The organism is Limnohabitans lacus (assembly GCF_030053395.1).
Taxonomy (GTDB): Bacteria; Pseudomonadota; Gammaproteobacteria; order Burkholderiales; family Burkholderiaceae_C; genus Limnohabitans_A; species Limnohabitans_A lacus.
Genome location: NZ_JASGBH010000017.1, coordinates 1 through 23,143 on the forward strand (window position 1 = coordinate 1; position 23,143 = coordinate 23,143).

Here is a 23,143-nt window from a genome sequence, read left to right on the forward strand (position 1 = left end):
GCTTGCTTGAGGAATCCGATGATCTGCTCGTCGGTAAATCGTGTGGTCTTCATATCCGCCATTCTCCAAAATTAGCGGACTCAGTTCCATCGGTTTGGTATGGCTCAGAGGGGGCAGGTCACGTGGAATTGCGCGACATGAGTGTTGATGGAATCACCCACTGGGCTTTGTGTTTCTCGCAATCGTCAGGTGTGTCAATCATGGCAGTGATATGGCTCCAAGAGACTTGCTCGTATGGCTTGAGCAACTTGTTTGGATTTTGTGGATCAGATTCATTCGTATGAAACGAACCAAACCCAGAAACGAACTTGACGTCATCGTTCGAGTTGACGGTCTTGTGGTTGGCGAAGTTCATTACTGCACCCCCATTACACGTTTGATGTCTGCGACAGACCAAGCCAGCCGCCCATTGACGCGAAGCACTCGGATGGGCCCACTTTCACGCATGGCCCACTGCCGCAGCGTTTGCGGCGCACGATTGAGATGTGCCGCAGCTTCGTTGGTACACAAAGCGCTCCGCAGCTCTTGCGTCAGAGGACGTAGTTTTTCGTAATTGACTTTCATACCCGTTTTCCTTTCATAGATAGATCGGGGAATGAAATGTCGTCTTCTTAAATGGTTGCAATCAACGTTGCAGTTCTCTAGCTTGAAGATGCCTTAATTCAAGCGGCAACAAAGAGCCATGGGTTGCAACACCCTGCAATGGTTGCAAGTCTGATTTCTTGGGGCTTATTGGACTTATCTCTTACCTAACCCGTCTAGAGGGTTTGCATTTTTTGAATTTTTTTCGATGATTTTTTGAATGGTCGGTCGAGAAACGCCATAGGTTTTAGAAAGAGAGTTTTGGCTTTCTCCTTTTCGATGCCGTGCGGTGATTTCTTTATCTTGTTGCTTCGTTGTTTTCTTGAGTGAACCTCTTGTTGTCTTCTGAGGCTGTAAGACCTGAAGTTTTACCGTCATCGTTTCGCAGAATTCATCGAAAGCCCGTTCACTGAGAACAATTTCTTTAGGATTGATCGGACCCGATGTAATCGGGATAAAAGATGTCTTGCTGTTGGCTGTGAGTTCCCCACATTCAATAAGCCAGATCAAAGCTTTGCTGACCGATCTTGTGTTTAGCTCATGTATTCTTAGGCACATTTTTTCAAACTTAGGTGCGTACTCTGGTTCTGTGAACGGGTTGTCGAATTGTGTGGGCTTTAGAATTGACAGCACACGCTCAATGGCCTCGTCGCCTGCGATTGGAAATAGGTCAGATGGAACCAGAAGAAGATGTTTGCTCATGAGTTACCGATCCTTGTACAGAGTGCATGGTCTAAGAATCCGCCGCCCAATCTCTTTTATGGCGCATGTACAGCCAATTCTTTGGCTTGACGGAGTGCCGTTGCTCGGCTGGGCAACCACTTGGACTGTGGACTTTAATCATCTGAAGCAAATATCAAACGATCGCCGCAGCTCAGGTCATTGATTGCGCCTTTGACTCCAGCCGAGTGAATAGTGCCCACCCATCAGCGAGATATCTGTCCTCTGGATCGCATAGCTTCGCTTTTTCGAAGGAGTTGCGCTGTCAGGTTTGTAATCCTACCCGGCCATAAGTTGCGGCCGTGCTCTTGCCGACTTCATGTACAACAAGAAATATTGTCGACAGACCTTAGCTATCTGATCATAACCATGTCAAATTCTGAACAGCCGTCTGTAAACAGTCTGTAAGTGCTTCAGACAAGAAAAAAGGCCAACCTGTGAAGGTTGGCCTTGATTCGCTTGGAACCCGCATGGTTGCTGGGTTTCCAAAGATGGTGCCCGGGGCCGGACTCGAACCGGCACGCCTTGCGGCGGGGGATTTTGAGTCCCCTGAGTCTACCAATTTCACCACCCGGGCAGGTATTCGTGAAGACGCAAATTATGGCATATTTTTAGCGCTCTTCAGGCCCACACTTTCAAAAAATCAGAACTTCATCCCTAACGCCAGCGTGGCACCTCGTGTCGTGTTGTTTTGTTTGTCATAAAAGCTGGTGTAGCCCAGTGAGCCGTAGGTGGTTTTGTTGAAGAAGTAATTCACCCCAATGCCATAGGTGAAATCATGGTCGGTATCTGTGACGGACAGGCTGCCGACTTGCCCGGTGGTTCTGTTTTTAATGACTCCCAAGCGCCCAAAAAGCTCCCACTCGGGCGTCAGCATGACCTTGGGCTTGAAGAAAAAACCATAGGCACTTTTGACCTTCAAGTTGGTGTCAGGCACTTCAGAGCCATTGAGGTTGATGGTGTCGGACTCGATATTCGTGGCGAGGATGCCCTCTATGGCCATATTGGGGTGCCATTCATAGCCCACCACAACGTCGGCCATGGTGGGATGGGATTTGAGCGTATTGCCCTGCGCTGTCGCTTTGACCGACAAGGGGGTAACGCCGATTTCGCCGTACCACTGGGCTTGTGCCAGTGAAGCCGAGAGCGCCAAGATGGCCAAGCATGTGGATTTGATGTTCATGGTGAGACCTTTCGTACTGAAGTAGTTCAAGCTGATCGTTCTGCGTGAACGCCCAGCGGGGCTACCTTAGGGACGGCCGTGCCTGTCGTCCGTGTGTTCATGCACCCAACGTGTCTGAGGGTTAGGCCGTACGCTTCATGCGTGTGCGCTGGCGCCCAATGGGCCCGACTTATGGCAAAGTACGGCCATGATTTATCCCACCATTGAAGACGCCATCGGCAAAACCCCCCTGGTTGCATTGCAGCGCTTGGGTGCCAAAGACATGGGCCCACGGGGCAATGTGATCCTGGGCAAGCTCGAAGGCAACAACCCAGCCGGTTCGGTCAAAGACCGTCCGGCGCTGTCGATGATCCGCCGGGCCGAAGAGCGCGGCGAGATCCAACCCGGCGACACCCTGATCGAAGCCACCTCAGGCAATACCGGCATCGCGCTGGCCATGGCCGCAGCCATCAAGGGTTACCGCATGATTTTGATCATGCCCGAGGACCTGTCGATCGAGCGCGCCCAGACCATGAAGGCCTTTGGCGCCGAGCTGATCCTCACCCCCAAAAGCGGCGGCATGGAATACGCCCGCGACCTGGCCGACAGCATGGCCGCGCAAGGCAAGGGCCGGATCCTCGACCAGTTTGCCAACCCCGACAACCCGCGCATCCACTACGAGACCACCGGCCCCGAAATCTGGGAGCAGACCGGCGGCAAGATTACCCACTTTGTGAGCGCCATGGGCACCACCGGCACCATCACCGGCGTGTCGCGCTTCCTCAAAGAAAAGAGCCCCGCGATTCGCATCATCGGCGCACAGCCCAGCGAAGGCTCGCGCATTCCCGGCATCCGCAAATGGCCACAGGAATACCTGCCCAAGATTTACGACCCTGCCGGCGTTGACGAGCTGGTCTATGTGAGCCAAAGCGATGCCGAAGAAACCTGCCGCAAGCTGGCCCGCACCGAAGGCATCTTTGCCGGCATCTCTGCCGCAGGCGCTTGCTGGGTCGCGCAGGAGATTGCGAAAACCGTGCAAAACGCGACCATTGTGTTCATCGTGTGCGATCGTGGTGATCGCTACTTGTCGACGGGTGTTTTCCCCGCCTGAACCCAGGATGAACCATGGCTGAATTTCGTTTTTGCCCCCAGTGCGCCACCCCCCTGTCTTGGCTGACCCAAATGGAAGACGGGGGCGAGGTCATGCGCCTGCGCTGCACGGCCTGCGACTTCACGCACTGGAACAACCCCACGCCGGTGCTGGCCGGCATCGTGCAGGTGGGCGATCAGATTTTGTTGGCCCGCAATGCCGCCTGGCCCGGCCGGCGCTTTGCGCTGATCACCGGCTTCATGGAAGCGGGCGAAACACCCGAAGACGGCATCCGCCGCGAGATTGCTGAAGAAACCAACTTGCAGGTGAGCGCGCTCAAGCTGATTGGCGTGTACGACTTTCAGCGCATGAACCAGGTCATCATCGCTTACCACGCGGTGGCCGAAGGCCAGGTGCGGCTGTCGCCCGAGTTGGCCGAGTACAAGATGTTCGACTTCAAGGATTTGATCTGCTGGCCCGCAGGCACCGGTTACGCCTTGGGCGACTGGCTGCGCACCATCGGCATCGAGCCCAAGTTCATGACATGGGAAGAGCGGGCCGCGCAAAGCCAGGAACCGAATCAGGATTGAGTGATGAACTTTGACAAAGAAATTGACACCAGCGGCCTGAACTGCCCGCTGCCCATCTTGAAAGCCAAGAAGGCCCTGAACGACTTGACCACCGGTCAACTTCTCAAAGTGATCGCCACCGACCCCGGCTCATGGCGTGACTTCGAAGCCTTTGCCAAACAAACGGGCAATGAACTGGTCTTGCAAGAAAAGACCGACACCGCTTTCGTCTTCGGCCTCAAGCGCCGCTAAGCCGTCCGTTCCTCAGAGGCTCAAGCCTTTGAGGTATTCGCGGAAGGACGCGCCCACTTGCGGGTGTTGCAGGGCCAGCTCCACCGTCGCTTCCAAAAAGCCTTCTTTGCTGCCGCAGTCGTAACGCTTGCCTTCGTACTGGAAGGCGTACACCGCTTCGCGCTGCATCAGGCGTGCGATCGCGTCGGTCAGTTGGATCTCGCCGCCCACGCCGGTGGGCTGGTTGCGGATCTCGTCAAAAATCCCCGGCGTCAAGATGTAGCGGCCGGCCACACCCATGCGTGAAGGCGCTTGGTCGGGGCTGGGCTTTTCCACGATCTGCTCGACGCGGATCAGCTGCTTGCCTGCCGATTCGCCGGCCACGATGCCGTAGCGTTTGACCTGGTCCAGCGGCACTTCTTGCACCGCCAACACCGAGCGGCCTTGCTTGGTGTAGGCCTCGACCATTTGCGACAACACGGAGGCGCCAGCGTTGACCATCAAGTCATCGGCCAGCAGCACCGCGAACGGCTCTTTGCCCACCAGGGGCTCGGCGCACAGCACCGCATGGCCCAGGCCCAGCATGCGGTTTTGGCGCACATAGGCGCAAACCATGTCGTCGGGTTGCACCGACCGCACCAGCGCCAGCAACTCTTCCTTGTGCGCCGCTTCCAGCTCGGTCTCGAGCTCGTAAGCGGTGTCAAAGTGGTCTTCGATGGCGCGCTTGCTGCGGCCCGTCACAAAGATCATGTGGCGCACGCCTGCTGCATAAGCTTCTTCCACCGCGTACTGGATCAGCGGCTTGTCTACCACCGGCAGCATCTCTTTGGGTGCGGCTTTGGTGGCCGGCAAAAAGCGCGTGCCCAGACCGGCGACGGGAAAGACGGCTTTGCGAATGACGTTGTGGCTCATGGTGACTCTCTGTTGCTGTGCTGGATCAGCCCAGACGCTGCAATTGCTGGCGGATTTTCTCGAGCGTGGCGCCAAAGTCGGCCACACGCTTTTTCTCTTGCTCGATCACGGCCGGCGGCGCTTTGGCCACAAAGGCCTCGTTGCCCAGCTTGCCATTGGCCTTGACGATCTCGCCTTCTAGGCGGGTGGCCTCTTTGGTCAGGCGGATTTTCTCGGCGGCCACGTCCACTTCCATGAACAGGCAAAGGCGTGCTTCACCCACCACGGCCACGGGTGCGGCTTGTGCAGCGGCCACCCACTCGGCTTCGGTCTCAAACACCTTGACTTCGCTCAGCTTGGCCAGCGATTGCAGCACCGGTGCCACGCTTTGCATGTAGGCGGTGTCGCCCAGCACATACATGGGCATGCGGGTGGCGGGCGAGACGTTCATCTCGCCGCGCAAGTTGCGGCAGGCGTCCACCAAGGTCTTGAGCTTGGCCACATGGGCTTCGGCCACTTCGTCGATGCGATCGGCCTGGCTCACGGGGTAAGCCGACACACTGACCGACTCGCCCGGACGGCCCGCCACCACCGACACTTTTTGCCAAAGCTCTTCGGTGATGAAAGGAATGATCGGGTGCGCCAAGCGCATGATGGTTTCGAGCGTGCGGATCAAGGTGCGGCGGGTGGCGCGTTTTTGCGCGTCGGTGCCGGTGTTGATCTGCACCTTGGCGATTTCGAGGTACCAGTCGCAGAACTCGTTCCACACGAAGTCATAGATCGTGTTGGCCACGTTGTCCAAGCGGTACTCGGCAAAGCCTTTGGCCACATCGGCTTCCACGCGCTGCAGCTGCGACACGATCCAGCGGTCGGCTTGGCTGAAAGACATGTAGCCGTGCGCCTTGCCGCCCACGGTGCATTCTTCTTTGGTGTGCTCCATCAGGCCGCAGTCTTGGCCTTCGCAGTTCATCAGCACAAAGCGGGTGGCGTTCCACAGCTTGTTGCAGAAGTTGCGGTAACCCTCGCAGCGCTTGCTGTCAAAGTTGATGCTGCGGCCCAGCGAGGCCAGCGCCGCAAATGTGAAGCGCAGCGCGTCCGCGCCATAGGCCGGAATGCCTTCTGGGAATTCTTTTTCGGTCTGCTTGCGCACCTTGGGCGCGGTCTCGGGCTTGCGCAGGCCTTGGGTGCGTTTGTCCAGAAGGGGCTCCAAGGTGATGCCGTCGATCAGGTCCACCGGGTCGAGCACGTTGCCCTCGGACTTGCTCATCTTCTTGCCTTGGGCATCGAGCACCAGGCCGTGGATGTAGACGTGTTTGAAAGGCACTTTGCCGGTGAAGTGCGTGGTCATCATGATCATCCGGGCGACCCAGAAGAAGATGATGTCGTAGCCGGTCACCAGCACGCTGGAGGGCAGGTACAGGTCGTAGTCTTGTGTTCCGCTGGCGGCAGTGGCACCGCCGTTCGTGCTCACACTCGCTGCGCTCGCCAAATCGCCCGATCCGGCGGCACCACTGCCGCCAGCTGCGTCGCTGCTCCAACCCAGTGTGCTGAATGGGACCAGTGCCGACGAATACCACGTGTCCAATACGTCTTCGTCACGCTTCAATGTCTTGCCCGGTGCTTTGGCTTGCGCCTCCGCCTCGTTGCGGGCCACGTAGACATTGCCGTCTTCGTCGTACCAAGCCGGAATCTGGTGGCCCCACCACAGCTGGCGCGAGATGCACCAGTCCTGGATGTTGTTCATCCACTGGTTGTAGGTGTTCACCCAGTTCTCGGGCACAAAGCTCACTTGGCCAGACTGAACGGCGTCAATCGCTTTTTGCGCAATGCTCTTGCCGGTGGCGTCGCCTTGGCCCACTTGGTTCATGGCCACGAACCATTGGTCGGTCAACATGGGCTCGATCACCTGGCCGGTGCGGGCGCAGCGAGGGACCATCAGTTTGTGTTTTTTCACTTCCACCAAAGCGCCTGCGGCTTCCAGGTCGGCCACCACGGCCTTGCGGGCCACGAAGCGGTCCAGGCCACGGTATTTCTCGGGCGCATTGTTGTTGATGGTCGCGTCGAGGTTCAGCACGCAGATCATCTCCAGCTTGTGGCGCTGGCCGACTTGGTAGTCGTTGGTGTCGTGCGCAGGGGTGACCTTGACCACGCCGGTGCCAAAGGCCTTGTCCACGTACTCGTCGGCAATGACGGGGATGGTGCGTCCGCACAGGGGCAGGTTGACCTGTTTGCCAATCAAGGCGCTGTAGCGCTCGTCTTCGGGGTGCACCATCACGGCCACGTCGCCCAGCAGGGTCTCGGGGCGTGTGGTGGCCACGGTCAAGCTGCCAGAGCCATCGGCCAAGTCATAACGGATGTGCCACATCGAGCCGTCTTCTTCTTCGCTCTCGACTTCGAGGTCAGACACCGCGCTCATCAGCACCGGGTCCCAGTTCACCAAGCGCTTGCCACGGTAGATCAGGCCTTGCTCGTACAGCTGCACAAAGGTTTCGGTCACGGTCTTGGACAGCTTGGGGTCCATCGTGAAGTATTCGCGGCTCCAGTCCACGCTGTCGCCCATGCGGCGCATCTGGCTGGTGATGGTGCTGCCGGACTCTTCTTTCCACTCCCAGACCTTGCTCACAAAGTTCTTGCGTGCTTCGGCAGGGGTTAGGCCCATGTCGTGGCGGCTGATGCCCTTGGCCTGCAGCTGGCGTTCCACCACGATCTGTGTCGCAATGCCCGCGTGGTCGGTACCCGGAATCCAAGCGGTGTTGAAGCCCATCATGCGGTGGTAGCGGGTCAACGAGTCCATGATGGTCTGGTTGAAGGCGTGGCCCATGTGCAGCGTGCCGGTCACGTTGGGTGGTGGCAACTGGATGGCAAAAGCCGGTGCGCCGTCTTTGGCCGCTTGGGTGCCACGAAAACCGGCCACGCCGTAGCCGCGCTTTTCCCACTCGGGGCCCCAATGGGCTTCCAGCGCGGCTGGCTCGAACGATTTGGACAGGCTCTCAAGGCCAGGTTGGGCCGGGGTGGCGGGTGCGTTGCTCATGGGGGTCTTTGGAAATGGATGCGGCTTCGGTTGCGAAGCGGGGGCGACACAAGTCGGACTGCCTCAGATTTTAACTTTTGTGGCCCTTCGCACTCTGACCAGCGCCTCCTGGCCCGACAATCCGAAAATACGCTTCGTTGGGCCCCTGGTTCCCCACGAACCGGCCCTTCGAATCCACCCGCGACACAATCAGGAGAAATCACCCCATGGCCGCCCTTCAAGGTTCCCGCACCGAGCAATGCCTGAAACAGGCTTTTGCCGAAGAGGCCCAAGCCAACCGCCGCTACCTGTACTTTGCCAACCAGGCCGACATTGAAGGCCTGAGCGACGTGGCGGCCCTGTTCCGATCGACCGCCGACGGCGAAACCGGCCACGCCCACGGCCATCTGGACTTTTTGGCGCAGTCGGGCGACCCGGTCACCGGCCTGCCGATAGGCAACACCGCGCTCAACTTGGCCTCGGCCATCTCGGGCGAGATCCACGAGTACACCGACATGTACCCCGGCATGGCCAAAGTGGCCCGCGACGAAGGCTTTGACGACATCGCCGACTGGTTCGAGACCCTGGCCAAAGCCGAGCGCTCGCACGCCAACCGCTACCAAAAAGCCATCGACGGCCTGCAAGCCTGAGCCCCCATGCAAACCCACGGCCGCATCACCCCAGACAACCTGATGTCGCTGGAGGCCTACGCCAAATGGCGCCAGGCCCACCACGGCGAAATGGTGGCCCTGCGCCAGCTGCGCAGCGTGACCTTGGGCGAGCACATGCGTGTGCAGTTCGAGAGCGAAGCCACTGTTCGCTACCAGATCCAAGAGATGCTGCGCATCGAAAAGATTTTTGAAGAAGACGGCATCGCGCACGAGATCGCCGCCTATGCGCCTTTGGTGCCCCAAGGCTGCCAATGGCGGGCCACCTTGATGCTGGCCTACCCCGACGCGCAGCAGCGCCAGCGCGAGCTGACCAAGCTGGTGGGCGTTGCGTCTCGGGTGTTTGTTGAGGTCGAAGGCCACCCCCGCGTGTACGCCATCGCCGACGAAGACCAGGTGCGCGAGACCGCCACCAAAACCTCAGCGGTGCACTTTATGCGCTTTGATCTCGACGCGGCCATGACCGCCTTTGTGCAGGCCGGCGCTGGCGTGCGCCTGGGCTGCGACCACACGCACTATCCGGCGCATGTGGACATTGCGGCGCCCACCTTGGCCAGTCTGGCGGGCGACCTCAATCCAGCTTGATGTTGGCCGCTTTGATGGCCTGCGTCCAATCAGCAATGTCGCGGTCCAGCAGTTTGGTCATCTCGGCCGGGGCCACAAAGCGCACTTCGATGCCCGCCTGATCGGCGCGTTGTTTGCTTTCGGGCAAGTCGAGGCTGCGTTTCACAGCATCGGCCAATTGGTTCACCACGGCGCTTGGTGTGCCTGCTGGGGCGTACAAAGCCACCCACGATTCGAGGTCAAAGTTGGGGTAACCCGCTTCGGCCATGGTGGGCACTTGGGGCATGCCCGCGTGGCGCTTCTTGCCAGTGACCGCCAAGGCCTTGAGCTTGCCAGCCTGGATGTGCTGCATCACCGAAGGCGGCGTGGTCATGAACACCTGCACTTGTCCGGCCAGCACATCGGCAATGGCTTGGCCCGAGCCTTTGTAGGGCACATGCACCAAGTCCACACCGGTTTGCTGTTTGAAAATCTCGGTGCCAATGTGCGAAACCGAGCCATTGCCTTGTGAGGCGTAATTCAATTTGCCCGGGTTTTGTTTGACGTAGGCAATGAACTCTTTCATGTTGTTCACCGGCACCGTGGGGTGCACCGCCACCACGTTGGTGGCCACGGTGATCAGGCCCACGGGCGTCAGGTCTTTCAGCTCCCACGGCAGCTTGCTCATCAAGATCGGGTTGGCCACGTGGTAGCCCGAGTACGACACCAACAGCGTGTGGCCGTCTTTGGGCGCCTTGGCCACTTGCTGGTAAGCCAGGTTGCCGCTGGCTCCGCCCTTGTTTTCCACCACGATGGACTGGCCGATCAAACGGCCCAGCGGCTCGGAAATCAGCCTTGCCGAGGTGTCCACCAAGCCGCCCGGTGGCACCGGCACCACCAGGCTGATCGGCTTGCTGGGGAAGGTCTGCGCCATCAGGGCCATGGGGGTACACAGGCTGGCCAGAGCCAGCCACCGGGTCAATTTGCGTCGTGTGTTCATCGTTGTCTCTCTTGTTTGTCTGTCTTGTGAAGGGTGATCCATCAGCGCATGCCAATCTTGGCGTCGTTGAAAATGTTTTTGGCCTCGCGGGGCAGGCTGCGCCAGTACTGGTGCTGGGCGTCCACTGTGCCGCCCAGCGCCACGGCGGCTTCCCAGCCCCAGCGCGGCTTGTACAAGAAGGACCGGGCCAGCGCCACCAGGTCGGCGTCAGCGCGCTGCAGCACGGCCTCGGCCTGAGCGGGCTCGGTGATCAGGCCCACGGCAAAGGTGGTCAGGCCCGAGCGCTCCTTGACGGCTTTGGCCAGATGCACCTGGTACTCGGGGCCCAAGGTGATCTTTTGCAAGGGCGACACGCCGCCCGACGAGATGTGTACGAACTGCGCCCCGGCCGCTTTGAGCAACACCGCCAGCTCGCAGGTCTCGTCGATCGTCCAGCCGCCATCGACCCAATCGGTGCCCGAGATGCGCATGCCCAGCGTGCCGCCAAAAGCCTCGCGCACGGCGTGGAAGACCTCCATCGAAAAGCGGATGCGGTTTTCAAACGAACCACCGTATGTGTCGGTGCGTTGGTTAGACAAAGGCGACAAAAACTGGTGCAAAAGGTAACCGTGCGCCGCATGCAGCTCCAGGGCCTCGATGCCGAGGGCTTGGCTGCGCCGGGCGGTGTTCACAAAGTCGGCCTTGATCTGGGCGATGTCGGCCGGGCTCAACTCGGTGGGGGCCGCTTCTTGCGGCAAGTGGGGCAGGGCGCTGGGCGCCACGGTTTGCCAGCCACCGTCTTCGGGGGCGATCAACATACCGCCGTGCCATGGCGCAGCGCTCGATGCCTTGCGCCCCGCATGGCTGATCTGGATGCACACCGGCACATGGGGCGCTTGGCGGCGGGCGCGCGCCAGTTTGTCGGCCAAAGCCGCTTGCGTGGCGTCGTCCCACAGGCCCAGGCACCCGGGGCTGATGCGGCCCACCGCCGAGACCGCCGTGGCCTCGATGGTGAACAGGCCCGCACCGCTGTTGAGCATGTTGGTCCAGTGCGTCAAATGCCAGTCGGTGGCCTGGCCTTCATCGGCCGAGTACTGGCACATGGGCGCCACCACAATCCGGTTGGGCAAAGTCAGGGGGCCGTTGGGGGCGTCGAAGGTGAAGGGGGTGAAAAGCAGGCTCATGCCGCGATCTTATGCAGCTGCGGGTAGATGCCTATCCGCTCTGTGACAAGACCACTGCGGCGGTTCGGCTTTGATCTGACCAAAGCGCCCATTCATCGCCGCAGGGTGCCTCCACCGTCAGCAGCTGCCCCGTCACCGGATGCCGAATGTCCAGGCGCAAGGCATGCAGCCACAAGCGGGCCGCCCCAATGTGCGCGGCCACCGCCCGGTTCAGCGGCCCTTTGCCGTGCGTGGCGTCGCCAATGATCGGGTGGGCGATGTGTTTCATGTGGCGGCGCAGCTGGTGGCGCCTACCCGTGAGGGGTTGCAGCTGCACCTCGGCCCAGCGCAGGCTGGCAAAGTCGCCTTGCGCGATCGGCAGCTCACCCTGTCGCAGCGTGGCGTAACGCGTCTGCGCAGGCTGCACTTCCTCGCGCTCTGAGCGCATATCGTCAGGCATGCGCTTCAAAGCGTGGTCGATCAAACCTTCTGGCAGTGGCCAACCCCGCACGATGGCCCGGTAAGTCTTGTGCAGGCCTTCGCCCGTCTCAAAAGCCTGCCCCAGCGTGCGGGCCACATCGGCGCTCAAAGCAAACACCAGCACGCCGCTGGTGCCTTTGTCCAGCCGGTGCACCGGCCAGACGTGTTGGCCGATCTGGTCGCGCAGGGTTTGCAGCACAAAGCGGGTTTCACCCTTGTCCAGCGGGGTGCGATGCACCAGCCAGCCTGCGGGCTTGTGCACGATGGCGAGATAATCGTCCAGGTAAAGGATGTCGAGCATGTTGTTCTTATTGTCTCCCGCCAAATCGCTGGACTACGAAACCCCCGCAGGCGATGTGCCGCACACGCTGCCGCAGTTCGTGCCGCAGTCGCAGGCCCTGATCGAGGTGCTGCGCCAGAAGTCGCCCCAGCAAATCGCCGAGTTGATGGACTTGTCCGACGCGCTGTCGGCCCTGAACGTGGCGCGTTACGAAGCCTGGCGCCCCAAATTCAGCGCCAACAATTCCAAGCAAGCGGTGCTGGCTTTCAATGGCGATGTGTACGAAGGCCTGGACGCCAAAACCCTGAACGCCAAAGAGCTGGACTGGGCGCAAAGCCATGTCTGCATTTTGAGCGGCCTGTATGGCGTGCTGCGCCCGCTGGACTGGATGCAGCCCTACCGCCTGGAAATGGGCACCACGCTGCAGACCGACAAAGGCAGCAACCTTTATAAGTTTTGGGGCCCGCAAATTGCCGAGCACCTGAACGAACGCTTGGCCGCCGACAAAACGCCCGTCATCGTCAACCTGGCCTCGCAGGAATACTTCAAGGCGGTGGACCGCAAGACGCTCAAAGCCCGTGTGATCGAGTGCGTGTTTGAAGACTTCAAGGGCGGCAAATACAAGATCATCAGCTTCAACGCCAAACGCGCCCGTGGCCTGATGGCCCGCTATGCCGTCCAAAACAAAATCACCAAGCCCGAAGGTTTGCTGAAGTTCAACCTCGAAGGCTATGCCTTTGATGCCGCCGTCTCTGAACCCGACCGCCTGGTCTTTCGCCGCCAATTGCAAGCATGAGCACCCCCAACAACACCCCCGAACAATCTCAGCTGGGCAAGTCCAGCGCCTATGTGGACCAGTACGACGCGAGCTTGCTGTTCCCCATTCCTCGTGCCACCAAGCGGGCCGAGATCGGCATCACCGCGCAGCCCGTGTTCTTTGGTGCCGATTTGTGGACCGCGTTTGAGCTGTCCTGGCTCAACACCAAAGGCAAGCCGCAGGTGGCGCTGGCCCACATCACCGTGCCGGCCGAGAGCACGCACATTGTGGAGAGCAAATCCTTTAAGCTGTACCTCAACAGCTTCAACAACACCCGCATCGACAGCCCCGACGAAGTGCGCGACCGCATCCGCCGCGACATCAGCGCCGCCGTGTGGCACGGCAGCGCGGTGCAAGCCAGCGTGGGCGTGAAACTGCTGATGCCTGAAATGTTTGACGCCGAGCCGGTGCACGAAATGGACGGCCTGAACCTCGACCGCATGGACATCGAGTGCAGCCACTACCAGCCCGCGCCCGACCTGCTCAGCGCCACCGCCGACGAGGCACCGGTCACCGAAACCCTGGTCAGCCACTTGCTCAAAAGCAACTGTTTGGTGACCGGCCAGCCCGACTGGGGCAGCGTACAAATCACCTACAGCGGCCCACAGATCGACCAAGCAGGTCTGCTGCAATACATCGTGAGCTTTCGCAACCACAACGAGTTTCATGAGCAATGCGTCGAGCGCATCTTCATGGACATCTGGACGCGCTGCAAACCCACCAAGTTGACGGTGTACGCCCGCTACACAAGGCGCGGCGGCCTGGACATCAACCCCTGGCGCACCAGCGCACCGGGCGCGGTGCCGCCCAATGTGCGCACGGCGCGGCAGTGATTCAAGTCAGCGGGGCCGCACCACCGATAAGTGCAATCCGGTGGCGTTCAGCACCGCCAACCAAGTTTTGAGTGTGGGGTTGCCGCGTGGACTGAGTGCCCGGTACAGGCTTTCGCGAGGCATGCCCGCTCTCTCGGCCACCGCAGACATGCCTTGCGCCTCAGCAATGTGCCGCAAAGCTGCCAGCAATGCTTGTTGCCCGCCAGGTTGATCCGCTTGATCCAGTGCAACAGCAAGGTACTCGTTGGCAAACTCAGGGTCGGCTTTGAGCATCTCCACAACGGCTTCGTCATGCGGGCGGCTGGTCCTGATGGTCATTTGAGCTTTCTCCTGTTTTGCCAGTCCATCCAGTAAAGGTGGGCCTTTTCAATGTCCGTTTGCTGTTTTCGCTTGTCACCACCGACCAACAGCAAGATCAAGCGCTGTCCGGCCTGTGCGTAGTAAATCCTGTAACCCGGCCCCCAATCAATTCGGGCTTCCCAAACGCCTTCACCAACCGGTTTCACATCGCCAAAATTGCCGCTGGCCATTCGGCCTACCCGAATCAAAATTCGGGCTCTGGCTTGTCGATCCGCCAGTGACATCAACCACAGTGCATAAGGGTCATCGCCTTGCGCGGTCAGGTAATCACGAACTTCAAACATGTGAATTATAAGTTACAAGGCAGTTCGACCGCCTCAAAAGGTCAGGCCTGCAGCCCAAAAAATCAATTGGCGCGAAGGTGCTTCCACAATGAACCCCATAAGCGTTTTGATCTCTACAAGTTTAGCGGTGCGAGTAATTTTTGAGTCATAAAGTATTTATTTAATTCAATGGACGACATGGCTGCTTTCGGCCTGACGAGCATGACGTGTTAACTTCAGACACCAGCGCCTGCCAGTGCGCTTTACTTGCTAGCCACCTCACCACGTCCCCCAAGATGACCCCCACCACCCGCCGCGTTGTGCAAGCCCTTTTGTACGAGGCCATTGCCATCGCCGTGGTCGGGCCTGTGTTGAGCCTGGCTTTTGACAAGTCCACCGCCTCCACATTCGGCCTGGCGGTTGTGTTGTCGAGCATTGCACTGACGTGGAATTACGTCTTCAACTGGCTCTTTGAACGCTGGGAGTCGCGCCAATCGGTGCGAGGCCGCTCCTTTGTCCGGCGAGTGGCCCACGGGGCGGGCTTTGAGGGCGGCTTGGTCATCATTCTCTTGCCCGTCATGTCGCTGTGGCTGGACATTTCGCTCACCGCTGCCTTGCTGGCCAATTTGGGATTGCTGGCCTTCTTTTTCTTTTATGCCATCGCGTTCACCTGGTGCTTCGACCGGGTCTTCGGCTTGCCCGCTTCTGCCCAAGCGGGCGATGTGGAACAAAGCTGATGGTCTGATTTTCTTCCTACTCGAATCATGATTCAACGCCCACGGCGGCCCGCAAGCTGATTGACCCTGAACGGCTTGGGCTGCGCACCCGATACGGTGATGGTCGATCAACACGTTATTACCCAGCGATAGAAGGCTGGGCCGAGGACGATGCCAAGTAGTGAAGAGCCAGCGGCAACCCGGACAAGGCCGTTGGTTTTACTCACCACCTTCTGGCCTGTCTTGGCTTGCAGCGCTTGACGCGCATTGCCTGCCATGGTGCTCAGCCACGCCCCGCGCCTTCCACTCGTCGGTCAGTGCCCCGCGCACGGAGATGGAACGCCGCCGTTTTTCGCTCCAGCATGAGGGCAACCTTTGGCCTGGTGCTGCTCACGGGCGCGGGCGTGGGCACTGGCCAGTTCGGGTTTTCTATTTCATTGACTCGCTCGTAACCCACCTGTGCCAAGCCGCGTAGATCCTTTGATGTAACCACGTTGAGTTACTCAGTACACGGAATTGTCAATCCATTGACCAAGAAACACACTGAAAGTGGATTCATGAAGGGAGGTTGGCGAATTGAAATTTCGTTGACTTCATTGAATGAATCCACAGGGCCAAAAGCAAATGCCGATGGAACCACTTCACTTCATTTATCAAGGACATCATCATGAAAAAATTCACACTGATCCTCTTGGCAACACTCGCCACCACCGCATTCGCCGATTCGGGCAACCAAGGCTCCAGTCATGGTTCCGGAAACGGTGGAAGTGCACAGCAAAACAACCCCACCATGCAAGCGACGATGCTTGTCAATACCGCCGTGATCAACAGCGCGTTTGGCAATGGCGGCAGCGCACAGCAAAACCTGGCATCCAATGTGGGCAGCTTCACACCCAACGGCACAGAACTGCAATTGGTCATGGCCAAAAACTCAATGATCATGAACAGCGGCCTTGGTGGTCAGGCAGAACAAAACATCGCCTCCAACATTGGTCATTCCGGTCTGAATTCTTCGACCTACCAAGTGGCGTACATCAAAGACTCCGCCGTGATCAACAAAGCCAGTTGGGGCGGCAAGGCCTTGCAAAACCTTTCGTCTAACAGCAATTGCCTGAGCTGTACCGACTGATCGATCTGCACGTTGATGCAGGGGTGGCTGCCGCTTGCGGCAGTCACCATTTTTCACTCGGAAGAACATCATGAAAACACAAGCTCTGTTGATCTTTGTGACCCAAGCCACCGTGCTGTGGATCGCTTTGCCCGCTCAAGCGCAGTTGGCACCTGGTGAGGATCCCGTTGTTCTGCAGCAGCGAGTTAGCTACAACATGCTGCCGCTGAACAATGCACAAAGATCCACTGTCATGAGCGCTTCACAAGAAATACCTGGGTGGGTGCAAGCCAAATTGGCCAGGTTTCAAGCCAAGGCTTTTTCAGCGGATACCACCGGCATCATCACCGACGAATCCGTGGTGACTTCGACCACCAATGATGGTTTGAAAAAAGTCTGCACACAAGATGTAGGCAGCAATACCAACACCACCGGACTTTCGTCGGGCCGTTATGGCCCTCAAAACGACCCCCAAGTGGTCGTCCTTCGAGGCGATTTGGTCAACATCTGCAGGTGAACTTCTGCTGGCGTCGCTGAATCCTTCAATGTCAATTTGGGGTGTCTGTCGCACGCCCCTCCCTCTTTGGTAACCGTCATGACCTTCAGCACACCCCATCTGACTTTGTGCGACTTGCCCAAAAAACGCGCAGGACACGCCCTGTTGATGATGCTTATTCTTGCGTTGACGGCATGCAGCACCCCCATGGATGCACGAAAGGACGCGGCGTTTCAAAGTTACGGTCATGCTGCCGACAGGCCCACGCAAAGGCCCATGCGATCCATGTCGAGTTTTTCAGATTCATTGCAGTGCATGGATCGGTTGATGCGGGACGCGCAAATCCCCACGACATTGATCACGAGCAAGCAGATTCCAGACTTTTCCACACGCGTACCTGTCGCTACCAAAGACATGGTGATCACGGCGCTGCTGCAGATGTCGCGACTGTCCAACGCATTCCGTTATGTGGACTACGAGGTGGACATTGCCAGGCAAGACACCGTTCAGAACTTGACCAATATTTTGCTGAACAACAACCAGATCCAACTGCAGCGACCGGCCCTCTACGTTTCAGGATCGGTGGCATTTGTGGATCAAAACGTTTTGAACAACCGTTTCGATGCGGGCACCTCTGGCGCACGTTTTGAAACCGGCTACAGCCAAAACAGAACAGTGACCATCATCGGCTTGGAATTGCATCTGGGCGACTTTCGCACCCGCACCATGATCCCTGGTCTGGACTCAGCCAACGAAGTGATCATCAGCAACGGTGGTCAGGGCCTGGACCTGGCGGGACGCATCCGCGATTACGGTTGGCAATTCAACGTCGGACGCGACTATGCACAGGGCTCTGGTGCTGCGGTTCGCACATTGGTTGAACTGGCGATGATCGAGTTGACCGGGAAATGGGCCCGCGTGCCGTATTGGCAATGCCTCACCATGGAGCAAACCCACCCGAATTTTCAGCGACAACTCAGAGATTGGTACGACGAGGGCAACATCGGGATCCACGAAGCTTTGATTCGTCAATCGCTGGTCAGCAAAGGCTATCTGTCCTCAAGCAACGCGCAGCCACCTTCCTTGACGACATTTCGCACGGCCTTGTCAAAGTTCCAAGCCGACAACGGCATGGTCGTGACAGGCACCGTCGATTTCAATACCTATGAACGGGCATTGCGCGACTATGTAGCGCTCAATGCACAGGGGCAACTCATTCGTTATGGCTGGTTGTCGACCTCGGCCGATCCGAAAGCCTTGAGTGCCAATGAAAAGCTTTCGCCTACCATTTCGGAAAAAGTTTACGGCGTCAATGAGCTGCCGCGCAGCATCGACTTGCAAATTGAAAACATCCTGATGGGGCGCAAACAATTTGAAGTGGGCGAACAGGTTTTCTTGTCGCTGACCGTTTCACGTCAATCACACCTGGCTTGCTATTTGGCCAACGCCTCTGGCCAAGTCATGCGCTTGTTGCCCAACCCCGTGACGCCACAAGCCCAAATTTCCGCAAACCAAGCCATCCGGCTGCCCGACTGGATGAGTCCAAATCCTGGTTATGTGATCGAAACATCCGGTGCGGGTACCGAAGGCCTTCTTTGCATGGCCACAGACAAAGATGTCAGCAACGAATTGTCAGAGCCCCTCAATGGTCCTGCACTGAGACCCCTCACAGGCATCCGTGATTTGCCAGATGTACTGGCCTTGTACAACCGCACGCTGGGTACAGAAGGCTACACATCGGCCACGGTGACATGGGAGGTGAGTGCACGCAAGGCACCAACAGCGACACCTGCGACAGCAGCGCCCACCACAAAGCGCTGAACGAGCCAAGTGAGCCCATGAAACCCGATATGCATATTCTCAAATTGCACACGCGTGTTGTATGCCCCGTGCACAGTTGGCTGTCATGGCGCTGGCCAGTGTTGGGCCTGCTCATGTGCGGGGGCCAACTCACACAGGCACAAGACAAGGTGGTGGAGGTCCGCGCCGGCGCACAGGCCACGGCACTGGTGGCCGCAACGCATGCGGTCAGTCCGCCCCCTCTGGATGCCAACCCTTTGCTGCGCGAGGTCAAACCCACTGCACCCCTCAACATCACGGGAACACCCTCTGCAGCGCAAGCACGCCAAGTGGCACGTCTCCAGTCTTTGGCGTTGGACAAGACCCCACCTGCTCCGGCCAATAAAAAAGTCGACCCCAAGATGTCGGCAGCAGAGGCCGCGTGGACTCTTGGCCTGTTGTCACTGCATGGGATTGCCATGCCTATGAACCCGGCACAAGCACAAAAGTGGTTTGAACTTGCCGCGCACAAAGGCCTTGCTCTTGCGCATGCTGGCTTGGCCTGGTGCGCTCTGGAAGGATGCACGGCCCCTTCAGATCCAGAGGCGGCGCAATCGTCGATCAACACTTTGCGAACGGTTAATGCGCCGCGCGCAATCTATTTGGAGTGGCTGGCACTGTCCCTGAAGGCACCCGTCCAGATGACCCCTGCACGCAACGGCACACCCTCAAGTCAACCCGAGCCACAAAGCACCAACACGCAGTTGTCCAATACAGCATTGCTGCTCGAAGCCGCAAGCAAAGGCGATGTCCAAGCCCACATCGAACTGGGCATTGTCAGCGCTTCCAACAACCGCATGGCTGAGTCTTTGGCACATTTTCAGGCGGCGGCCTCGCGATCGAGCGTGGCGGCCAACAATGCCAAAATCGTGTCCGAACGCATGCGCAACAGCCCTCACCCAGACCAGGCGCTGCCCAGGTCTTCCAGCGGCCAGGATTCAGCCGCTTTGCTCATACAAGCCAGGCGCTTGCACCGTGGGCAAGGGGTACCGGCCAACTTCACCGAAGCCATACGCCTGTACCGCTTGGCAGCCAGTCTGGGCAACGCCCAAGCTGAAAAAATGTTGCAACTGATTTATGCCAATCCCAGTCCGGATGGCCAAATCAATATCCCGTGGATGCAGCAACTGAAAGACATTGACTTGACAACGCAAGCCCCCCAGCAACTCAAGCCAGCCGCGCCTTTTTGGCTCAGGCGAGAGCCCACTGCCTTGTACGACCTGCTACCCGCTGTGTGGCGATAGGCAGCATACTTTCGATTTGACCTAATGAAGTCCGCATTCATAGGCAGTAAAAATGGCCTGTGCACGGGTTCTGACTTTGAGCTTGCGAAAAATGTTTTTGATATGGGTGTTCACAGTTTGACCTGCGATGCCGAGCTTCAAACCTATCTGGGCACTGGAGTAGCCGTCACCCACCATCTTCAGCACTTGTTCTTCGCGAGGGCTTAGTTTTTCCAGTGAATGCTGTGCTTGATCTTGGGTCCATTGCGTGGCGGCATCGTGTCGACCTGCAAGCGCAACGGCAGCAAATGGCCTGACTTGCTTGGCATCGGCGATCAGGCCAAAACCATTGCTGCCATTAGAGACAGGATCGATCGACAAAACACCGAGTTTGTGCGGGTCCATCACTCGTCTGCCTTCGTCCGACTGCTGGCAGTCACCAGATCATCACTGATGGTAAACACCTGGATCGGCTCATCTGGCCAGAATGTCTCGGTCTTATCGCGCGTCGACTCGGTCAGTGAAACACAAGAAATTTTGGCCATTCAAACCCCTGAAGCAGCTGGCACTTGGGTGCCTTTTTAAAATTCGAATGAGGCCAGCGCTGCAACGCATGTGACCTGTCCAAGGGCCAAATTTATTGAATGATGGCCTGCTTGACTGTGCTTTAGTCCACGTGTGCATCGGCCTGTGAATGACATCACATTCCTAAGGACTTTGTCTTGCACAAAAGTATCCGCATTGACATGCGGTGGCTTGGACATCAAGCCCTGGCACAACCGACACCCCGGCGCGGTGCCACCCAACGGGCGCACAGCGCGGCAGTCAAGGTTGAGTTGTTGAATCGTCTCCCCGTAGGTCGGTACCTTCAGGTCCGACATCTAAAAACTTTCTGGGCCGGATCACGCCACCGGATCTTGCCAAGCCGGGTGCTTGGCCATGATCTGCGTATAAGCCTCAGAGCCCTCAAAAGCGGCGAGCCAGTCAATCAAGCGCGGCCAAGCTTGCGCGGCAAACCAAGCCGGGTCGGTGTGCGCAAATTGCCGCACAAAGGGCGCCAGCGCCGCATCCGTCAGGCCCCAATGCGCGCCTGACAAAAACGCCTGCTCTTGCAAACGCGCATCCAGCTGCGCCAGCCACTGGGCGCCCAAGTCGCGGTCTGCCACGCCACTGGCCAGGCCCGAGCGCTGTGGGTATTTGTAGCGGTCCAGCTGCTGCTTGAAAGGCCCATCGTTGAACGCGATGTCTTGCAAAGCTTGCGCCAAAGCATCGCCCTGCGGCAGCCAATGCATCGGATCGTTTTGCGCCAAGGCCCACAGCATGATGTCCAGACTCTGATCGATCACCCGCGCCTCGTCAGGCAGCCACAACACCGGCACCGTGCCCTTGGGCGACAAAGCCAGCATCGACGCGGGCTTGCTCTTGAGCACCACTTCGCGGTGCTCATAGGCCACACCGCTGACCTGCAAAGCCAAGCGGGCACGCATGGCGTAGGGGCAGCGGCGGAAGGAATAGAGGATGGGGGTGGGCACAGGTTGGATGATAGAGGGAGAACAGAGTGTTCATGCCAATTTGGCGGTGAAGATCAATCCCTGGTGCAACAGTCACGCTGCCCGCTGCTGCAAGTCACGGCAATGAATCAGGCCATCGACGCAAGTCAAGTGCATAAACTTGAATATTGTGTACACTGTGATCCACAAATTGGCTCTGGCTGCAAAGGAAAAAAATGGAAGCTACTAAAGTGGGCATTCGGGAATTTCGTGCCGGAATGGCCGAATTCATTGCGTCCAGCACGCCGGTTGCTGTGACACGACATGGTCAAACCATTGGCTACTTCATCCCCACCCATGGGCAAGCCGATGCAGATGTCGCCTCGCTCAAAAAAGCAAGCAAAACGCTGGATCGCCTGCTTGCGGCCAAGGCTGTTGATGTTGACGCCGTCGTTGCTGATTTCAAATCTGCGCGTCAACGCGCTAAAGCGCCCAAGTAACTCACATTCACATCAACATGAGCGATAGAGCGATCGTTCTGGATGCCAACATCCTGATCCGCGCTGTGCTTGGCAAGCGTGTGCGCGAACTCCTTGTAGAAAACGCCGACAGAGTTCAATTTTTTTCACCCGATGTGGCCTACGCTGACGCCCGTAAGTACCTTCCCGCACTGTTGGAAAAAAGAGGTATTCAAAGTGAGTCAGCGATGGCAGTTTTGGATGCGCTCGAAACCATTGTCTTGCCGCTGGAACTGGTCGTCTATGTGGACTTTAAAGCGCAGGCACTTCAAAGAATTGCGACGCGAGATGCAGATGATTGGCCCGTTTTGGCTTGCGCCATGACGATAGGTTGCCCTGTGTGGACGGAGGACGCGGACTTCTTTGGCACTGGGGTTGCGACCTGGACTACTGACCGGGTGGAACTGTACTTGGCAGTTTGATGAGGCATCCTGTCTCAGGCAGGCCTGAGGCGGACAAAGCCATTCAACTGGTTGTTTGAGTTAGAGTCCCCCCATCCTCAAAACCGAGAGCGCTCAAGTCCTTGCAGCCTCTCGATCCCATTCCCTTTGGCTGACCAAGACCTCACCCCCACTGCCCCAAGCCCTGTTCAAGATGCTGTGCAAAGTGAGTTACGCCATGTGCGCGCCCTCATGCACCTTGAGCAACAGGAAGACCAGGCGCAGTTCAAGCTCAAAAACGCCAGTGCCAGCATCAAAGAGCGCCGTCGGCGTGGCTTGACTTGGTACCCCGTCACCATCACCCAAGAAGACATTGGTTTTGGGGGCAAGGTGGTGCTGGAGCTGGAGCGTCCGGCGCATCGGCAAGACCTGCACTTGTTTCAGGTGGGGGCGGCTGCGGCGCTGTTCAGCGGTGCGCCTGGCTACTCGGGGCCTGACCGTCCCGTGGTCAGTGGCGTGGTCACCCGCGTGCGGCGCAACAAGCTGCTGTTGGCCACCACCAAAGAAGCGCTGCCCGACTGGGTGCGGGACGGCAGTAACCTTAACGGCAGCCTCTGAAGGTGGCCGCTTGGTCGAGCAAGCGTGTCACGTATTGCCCCGAGATCCCGTAGTCCACGGCAATGTCCACGCACTCGTGGCTGAAGTCATCGGCCACAGTCAGGCACTTGATGC

At 58.3% G+C, this 23,143-nt stretch carries 28 protein-coding genes, 1 tRNA gene and 1 pseudogene; 15 read left to right on the top strand and 15 right to left on the bottom strand.

The features are described 5' to 3' along the window. Window positions 1-118: 118 nt before the first annotated feature. The 4 genes from QLQ16_RS15420 to QLQ16_RS15440 all read right to left on the bottom strand — a co-directional run bounded on the left by QLQ16_RS15420 (window position 119) and on the right by QLQ16_RS15440 (window position 2,485). Window positions 119-355, bottom strand: a complete 237-nt coding sequence (locus tag QLQ16_RS15420) for a hypothetical protein (protein ID WP_283225550.1) — start codon at window positions 353-355, stop codon at window positions 119-121. 383 nt (window positions 356-738) lie between these two features. After that, on the bottom strand, window positions 739-1,284 hold the full coding sequence (locus tag QLQ16_RS15430) for a helix-turn-helix domain-containing protein (protein WP_283225552.1): 546 nt from the start codon (window positions 1,282-1,284) through the stop codon (window positions 739-741). Between the two features lie 510 nt (window positions 1,285-1,794). Beyond that, window positions 1,795-1,879: transfer RNA gene (locus QLQ16_RS15435), tRNA-Leu, on the bottom strand. A 66-nt stretch (window positions 1,880-1,945) separates the two neighbouring features. Then, window positions 1,946-2,485 (bottom strand): outer membrane beta-barrel protein, encoded by a 540-nt coding sequence (locus QLQ16_RS15440; RefSeq protein WP_283225553.1) that lies wholly within the window; start codon window positions 2,483-2,485, stop codon window positions 1,946-1,948. Window positions 2,486-2,672: 187 nt separating this feature from the next. Between QLQ16_RS15440 and cysM the strand changes: the two genes are divergently transcribed. Genes cysM through QLQ16_RS15455 form a run of 3 tightly spaced genes read left to right on the top strand, consistent with a single transcriptional unit; the run spans window position 2,673 to window position 4,375 of the window. Further along, complete coding sequence (cysM, locus tag QLQ16_RS15445; RefSeq protein ID WP_283225554.1) at window positions 2,673-3,575, top strand: cysteine synthase CysM; 903 nt, start codon at window positions 2,673-2,675, stop codon at window positions 3,573-3,575. A gap of 14 nt (window positions 3,576-3,589) precedes the next feature. Then, the gene (locus QLQ16_RS15450) at window positions 3,590-4,144 is read left to right on the top strand and encodes an NUDIX hydrolase (RefSeq protein ID WP_283225555.1); all 555 of its coding nucleotides are present in this window, start codon (window positions 3,590-3,592) and stop codon (window positions 4,142-4,144) included. Window positions 4,145-4,147: 3 nt separating this feature from the next. Continuing rightward, window positions 4,148-4,375 (top strand): sulfurtransferase TusA family protein, encoded by a 228-nt coding sequence (locus tag QLQ16_RS15455; protein WP_283225556.1) that lies wholly within the window; start codon window positions 4,148-4,150, stop codon window positions 4,373-4,375. A 12-nt stretch (window positions 4,376-4,387) separates the two neighbouring features. Here the strand turns inward: QLQ16_RS15455 and galU are convergent, their stop codons facing one another. Then, entirely contained in the window at window positions 4,388-5,266 is an 879-nt protein-coding gene (gene galU / locus QLQ16_RS15460; RefSeq protein ID WP_283225557.1) for a UTP--glucose-1-phosphate uridylyltransferase GalU, read from the bottom strand. A gap of 25 nt (window positions 5,267-5,291) precedes the next feature. Next, window positions 5,292-8,276, bottom strand: coding sequence for a valine--tRNA ligase (locus QLQ16_RS15465; RefSeq protein WP_283225558.1), 2,985 nt, complete (start codon window positions 8,274-8,276; stop codon window positions 5,292-5,294). A gap of 206 nt (window positions 8,277-8,482) precedes the next feature. Between QLQ16_RS15465 and QLQ16_RS15470 the strand changes: the two genes are divergently transcribed. Continuing rightward, the gene (locus QLQ16_RS15470; RefSeq protein ID WP_283225559.1) at window positions 8,483-8,905 is read left to right on the top strand and encodes a rubrerythrin family protein; all 423 of its coding nucleotides are present in this window, start codon (window positions 8,483-8,485) and stop codon (window positions 8,903-8,905) included. A 6-nt stretch (window positions 8,906-8,911) separates the two neighbouring features. Beyond that, window positions 8,912-9,508 (top strand): DUF3501 family protein, encoded by a 597-nt coding sequence (locus tag QLQ16_RS15475; protein WP_283225560.1) that lies wholly within the window; start codon window positions 8,912-8,914, stop codon window positions 9,506-9,508. Here QLQ16_RS15475 and QLQ16_RS15480 read toward each other — a convergent pair. Genes QLQ16_RS15480 through QLQ16_RS15490 form a run of 3 tightly spaced genes read right to left on the bottom strand, consistent with a single transcriptional unit; the run spans window position 9,495 to window position 12,389 of the window. Continuing rightward, window positions 9,495-10,466, bottom strand: a complete 972-nt coding sequence (locus QLQ16_RS15480; RefSeq protein ID WP_283225561.1) for a Bug family tripartite tricarboxylate transporter substrate binding protein — start codon at window positions 10,464-10,466, stop codon at window positions 9,495-9,497. The two genes, QLQ16_RS15475 and QLQ16_RS15480, sit on opposite strands and share 14 nt — an antisense overlap. Before the next feature lie 41 nt (window positions 10,467-10,507). Then, window positions 10,508-11,629, bottom strand: coding sequence for an NADH:flavin oxidoreductase/NADH oxidase (locus QLQ16_RS15485; protein WP_283225562.1), 1,122 nt, complete (start codon window positions 11,627-11,629; stop codon window positions 10,508-10,510). 31 nt (window positions 11,630-11,660) lie between these two features. Then, complete coding sequence (locus tag QLQ16_RS15490) at window positions 11,661-12,389, bottom strand: pseudouridine synthase (RefSeq protein ID WP_283225563.1); 729 nt, start codon at window positions 12,387-12,389, stop codon at window positions 11,661-11,663. Here QLQ16_RS15490 and yaaA point away from each other — a divergent pair. Further along, window positions 12,388-13,164 (top strand): peroxide stress protein YaaA, encoded by a 777-nt coding sequence (gene yaaA, locus QLQ16_RS15495; protein WP_283225564.1) that lies wholly within the window; start codon window positions 12,388-12,390, stop codon window positions 13,162-13,164. The two genes, QLQ16_RS15490 and yaaA, sit on opposite strands and share 2 nt — an antisense overlap. After that, entirely contained in the window at window positions 13,161-14,018 is an 858-nt protein-coding gene (queF, locus tag QLQ16_RS15500; RefSeq protein WP_283225565.1) for an NADPH-dependent 7-cyano-7-deazaguanine reductase QueF, read from the top strand. Before yaaA ends, queF begins: the two co-directional genes overlap by 4 nt. A 6-nt stretch (window positions 14,019-14,024) precedes the next feature. On the opposite strand, the gene QLQ16_RS15505 is transcribed toward queF, so the two are convergent. Both QLQ16_RS15505 and QLQ16_RS15510 read right to left on the bottom strand, forming a co-directional pair. Beyond that, window positions 14,025-14,336 carry an addiction module antidote protein gene (locus QLQ16_RS15505; protein ID WP_283225566.1) on the bottom strand — a complete coding sequence of 104 codons (312 nt, stop codon included), beginning with the start codon at window positions 14,334-14,336 and terminating at the stop codon, window positions 14,025-14,027. After that, a complete protein-coding gene (locus tag QLQ16_RS15510; protein ID WP_283225567.1) occupies window positions 14,333-14,662 on the bottom strand; it encodes a type II toxin-antitoxin system RelE/ParE family toxin in 330 nt (109 codons plus the stop codon). The genes QLQ16_RS15505 and QLQ16_RS15510 overlap by 4 nt, the downstream gene beginning before the upstream one ends. Before the next feature lie 275 nt (window positions 14,663-14,937). Between QLQ16_RS15510 and QLQ16_RS15515 the strand changes: the two genes are divergently transcribed. From QLQ16_RS15515 to QLQ16_RS15535, 5 genes are all read left to right on the top strand, one after another. After that, window positions 14,938-15,378: a PACE efflux transporter gene (locus tag QLQ16_RS15515; protein WP_283225568.1), complete on the top strand. Its 441-nt coding sequence runs from the start codon at window positions 14,938-14,940 to the stop codon at window positions 15,376-15,378. A 646-nt stretch (window positions 15,379-16,024) separates the two neighbouring features. After that, complete coding sequence (locus QLQ16_RS15520; protein WP_283225569.1) at window positions 16,025-16,486, top strand: hypothetical protein; 462 nt, start codon at window positions 16,025-16,027, stop codon at window positions 16,484-16,486. A gap of 70 nt (window positions 16,487-16,556) precedes the next feature. Continuing rightward, the gene (locus QLQ16_RS15525; RefSeq protein ID WP_283225570.1) at window positions 16,557-16,982 is read left to right on the top strand and encodes a hypothetical protein; all 426 of its coding nucleotides are present in this window, start codon (window positions 16,557-16,559) and stop codon (window positions 16,980-16,982) included. Window positions 16,983-17,276: 294 nt separating this feature from the next. Next, complete coding sequence (locus tag QLQ16_RS15530; RefSeq protein ID WP_348534225.1) at window positions 17,277-18,782, top strand: DUF4384 domain-containing protein; 1,506 nt, start codon at window positions 17,277-17,279, stop codon at window positions 18,780-18,782. A gap of 29 nt (window positions 18,783-18,811) precedes the next feature. Continuing rightward, window positions 18,812-20,044, top strand: coding sequence for a tetratricopeptide repeat protein (locus QLQ16_RS15535; protein WP_283225571.1), 1,233 nt, complete (start codon window positions 18,812-18,814; stop codon window positions 20,042-20,044). 21 nt (window positions 20,045-20,065) lie between these two features. Here QLQ16_RS15535 and QLQ16_RS15540 read toward each other — a convergent pair whose 3' ends face one another. The 3 genes from QLQ16_RS15540 to QLQ16_RS15550 form a co-directional block, all read right to left on the bottom strand. Continuing rightward, the gene (locus QLQ16_RS15540) at window positions 20,066-20,428 is read right to left on the bottom strand and encodes a helix-turn-helix domain-containing protein (protein ID WP_283225572.1); all 363 of its coding nucleotides are present in this window, start codon (window positions 20,426-20,428) and stop codon (window positions 20,066-20,068) included. Continuing rightward, complete coding sequence (locus tag QLQ16_RS15545) at window positions 20,428-20,568, bottom strand: hypothetical protein (protein WP_283225573.1); 141 nt, start codon at window positions 20,566-20,568, stop codon at window positions 20,428-20,430. The genes QLQ16_RS15540 and QLQ16_RS15545 overlap by 1 nt, the downstream gene beginning before the upstream one ends. A 357-nt stretch (window positions 20,569-20,925) precedes the next feature. Beyond that, window positions 20,926-21,564: a glutathione S-transferase gene (locus tag QLQ16_RS15550; RefSeq protein ID WP_431310426.1), complete on the bottom strand. Its 639-nt coding sequence runs from the start codon at window positions 21,562-21,564 to the stop codon at window positions 20,926-20,928. Between the two features lie 185 nt (window positions 21,565-21,749). On the opposite strand from QLQ16_RS15550, the gene QLQ16_RS15555 reads away from it, so the two are divergent. The 3 genes from QLQ16_RS15555 to QLQ16_RS15565 all read left to right on the top strand — a co-directional run bounded on the left by QLQ16_RS15555 (window position 21,750) and on the right by QLQ16_RS15565 (window position 23,029). Further along, on the top strand, window positions 21,750-22,013 hold the full coding sequence (locus QLQ16_RS15555; RefSeq protein ID WP_283225575.1) for a type II toxin-antitoxin system Phd/YefM family antitoxin: 264 nt from the start codon (window positions 21,750-21,752) through the stop codon (window positions 22,011-22,013). A gap of 17 nt (window positions 22,014-22,030) precedes the next feature. Continuing rightward, entirely contained in the window at window positions 22,031-22,453 is a 423-nt protein-coding gene (locus QLQ16_RS15560) for a PIN domain-containing protein (protein WP_283225576.1), read from the top strand. 210 nt (window positions 22,454-22,663) lie between these two features. After that, a complete protein-coding gene (locus QLQ16_RS15565; RefSeq protein WP_283225577.1) occupies window positions 22,664-23,029 on the top strand; it encodes a hypothetical protein in 366 nt (121 codons plus the stop codon). On the opposite strand, the pseudogene QLQ16_RS15570 reads toward QLQ16_RS15565, so the two are convergent. Beyond that, a pseudogene (locus tag QLQ16_RS15570) lies at window positions 23,022-23,143 on the bottom strand (IS3 family transposase); the annotation flags it as partial. The gene QLQ16_RS15565 and the pseudogene QLQ16_RS15570 overlap by 8 nt on opposite strands.

Excerpts from the sequence above, each read along its gene's own strand:
- QLQ16_RS15420 (WP_283225550.1), bottom strand. The coding sequence starts at position 355 with ATGAACTTCGCCAACCACAAGACCGTCAACTCGAACGATGACGTCAAG.
- QLQ16_RS15430 (WP_283225552.1), bottom strand. The coding sequence starts at position 1,284 with ATGAGCAAACATCTTCTTCTGGTTCCATCTGACCTATTTCCAATCGCA.
- QLQ16_RS15440 (WP_283225553.1), bottom strand. The coding sequence starts at position 2,485 with ATGAACATCAAATCCACATGCTTGGCCATCTTGGCGCTCTCGGCTTCA.
- cysM (WP_283225554.1), top strand. The coding sequence starts at position 2,673 with ATGATTTATCCCACCATTGAAGACGCCATCGGCAAAACCCCCCTGGTT.
- QLQ16_RS15450 (WP_283225555.1), top strand. The coding sequence starts at position 3,590 with ATGGCTGAATTTCGTTTTTGCCCCCAGTGCGCCACCCCCCTGTCTTGG.
- QLQ16_RS15455 (WP_283225556.1), top strand. The coding sequence starts at position 4,148 with ATGAACTTTGACAAAGAAATTGACACCAGCGGCCTGAACTGCCCGCTG.
- galU (WP_283225557.1), bottom strand. The coding sequence starts at position 5,266 with ATGAGCCACAACGTCATTCGCAAAGCCGTCTTTCCCGTCGCCGGTCTG.
- QLQ16_RS15465 (WP_283225558.1), bottom strand. The coding sequence starts at position 8,276 with ATGAGCAACGCACCCGCCACCCCGGCCCAACCTGGCCTTGAGAGCCTG.
- QLQ16_RS15470 (WP_283225559.1), top strand. The coding sequence starts at position 8,483 with ATGGCCGCCCTTCAAGGTTCCCGCACCGAGCAATGCCTGAAACAGGCT.
- QLQ16_RS15475 (WP_283225560.1), top strand. The coding sequence starts at position 8,912 with ATGCAAACCCACGGCCGCATCACCCCAGACAACCTGATGTCGCTGGAG.
- QLQ16_RS15480 (WP_283225561.1), bottom strand. The coding sequence starts at position 10,466 with ATGAACACACGACGCAAATTGACCCGGTGGCTGGCTCTGGCCAGCCTG.
- QLQ16_RS15485 (WP_283225562.1), bottom strand. The coding sequence starts at position 11,629 with ATGAGCCTGCTTTTCACCCCCTTCACCTTCGACGCCCCCAACGGCCCC.
- yaaA (WP_283225564.1), top strand. The coding sequence starts at position 12,388 with ATGTTGTTCTTATTGTCTCCCGCCAAATCGCTGGACTACGAAACCCCC.
- QLQ16_RS15490 (WP_283225563.1), bottom strand. The coding sequence starts at position 12,389 with ATGCTCGACATCCTTTACCTGGACGATTATCTCGCCATCGTGCACAAG.
- queF (WP_283225565.1), top strand. The coding sequence starts at position 13,161 with ATGAGCACCCCCAACAACACCCCCGAACAATCTCAGCTGGGCAAGTCC.
- QLQ16_RS15505 (WP_283225566.1), bottom strand. The coding sequence starts at position 14,336 with ATGACCATCAGGACCAGCCGCCCGCATGACGAAGCCGTTGTGGAGATG.
- QLQ16_RS15510 (WP_283225567.1), bottom strand. The coding sequence starts at position 14,662 with ATGTTTGAAGTTCGTGATTACCTGACCGCGCAAGGCGATGACCCTTAT.
- QLQ16_RS15515 (WP_283225568.1), top strand. The coding sequence starts at position 14,938 with ATGACCCCCACCACCCGCCGCGTTGTGCAAGCCCTTTTGTACGAGGCC.
- QLQ16_RS15520 (WP_283225569.1), top strand. The coding sequence starts at position 16,025 with ATGAAAAAATTCACACTGATCCTCTTGGCAACACTCGCCACCACCGCA.
- QLQ16_RS15525 (WP_283225570.1), top strand. The coding sequence starts at position 16,557 with ATGAAAACACAAGCTCTGTTGATCTTTGTGACCCAAGCCACCGTGCTG.
- QLQ16_RS15530 (WP_348534225.1), top strand. The coding sequence starts at position 17,277 with ATGGATCGGTTGATGCGGGACGCGCAAATCCCCACGACATTGATCACG.
- QLQ16_RS15535 (WP_283225571.1), top strand. The coding sequence starts at position 18,812 with ATGCATATTCTCAAATTGCACACGCGTGTTGTATGCCCCGTGCACAGT.
- QLQ16_RS15540 (WP_283225572.1), bottom strand. The coding sequence starts at position 20,428 with ATGGACCCGCACAAACTCGGTGTTTTGTCGATCGATCCTGTCTCTAAT.
- QLQ16_RS15545 (WP_283225573.1), bottom strand. The coding sequence starts at position 20,568 with ATGGCCAAAATTTCTTGTGTTTCACTGACCGAGTCGACGCGCGATAAG.
- QLQ16_RS15555 (WP_283225575.1), top strand. The coding sequence starts at position 21,750 with ATGGAAGCTACTAAAGTGGGCATTCGGGAATTTCGTGCCGGAATGGCC.
- QLQ16_RS15560 (WP_283225576.1), top strand. The coding sequence starts at position 22,031 with ATGAGCGATAGAGCGATCGTTCTGGATGCCAACATCCTGATCCGCGCT.
- QLQ16_RS15565 (WP_283225577.1), top strand. The coding sequence starts at position 22,664 with ATGCACCTTGAGCAACAGGAAGACCAGGCGCAGTTCAAGCTCAAAAAC.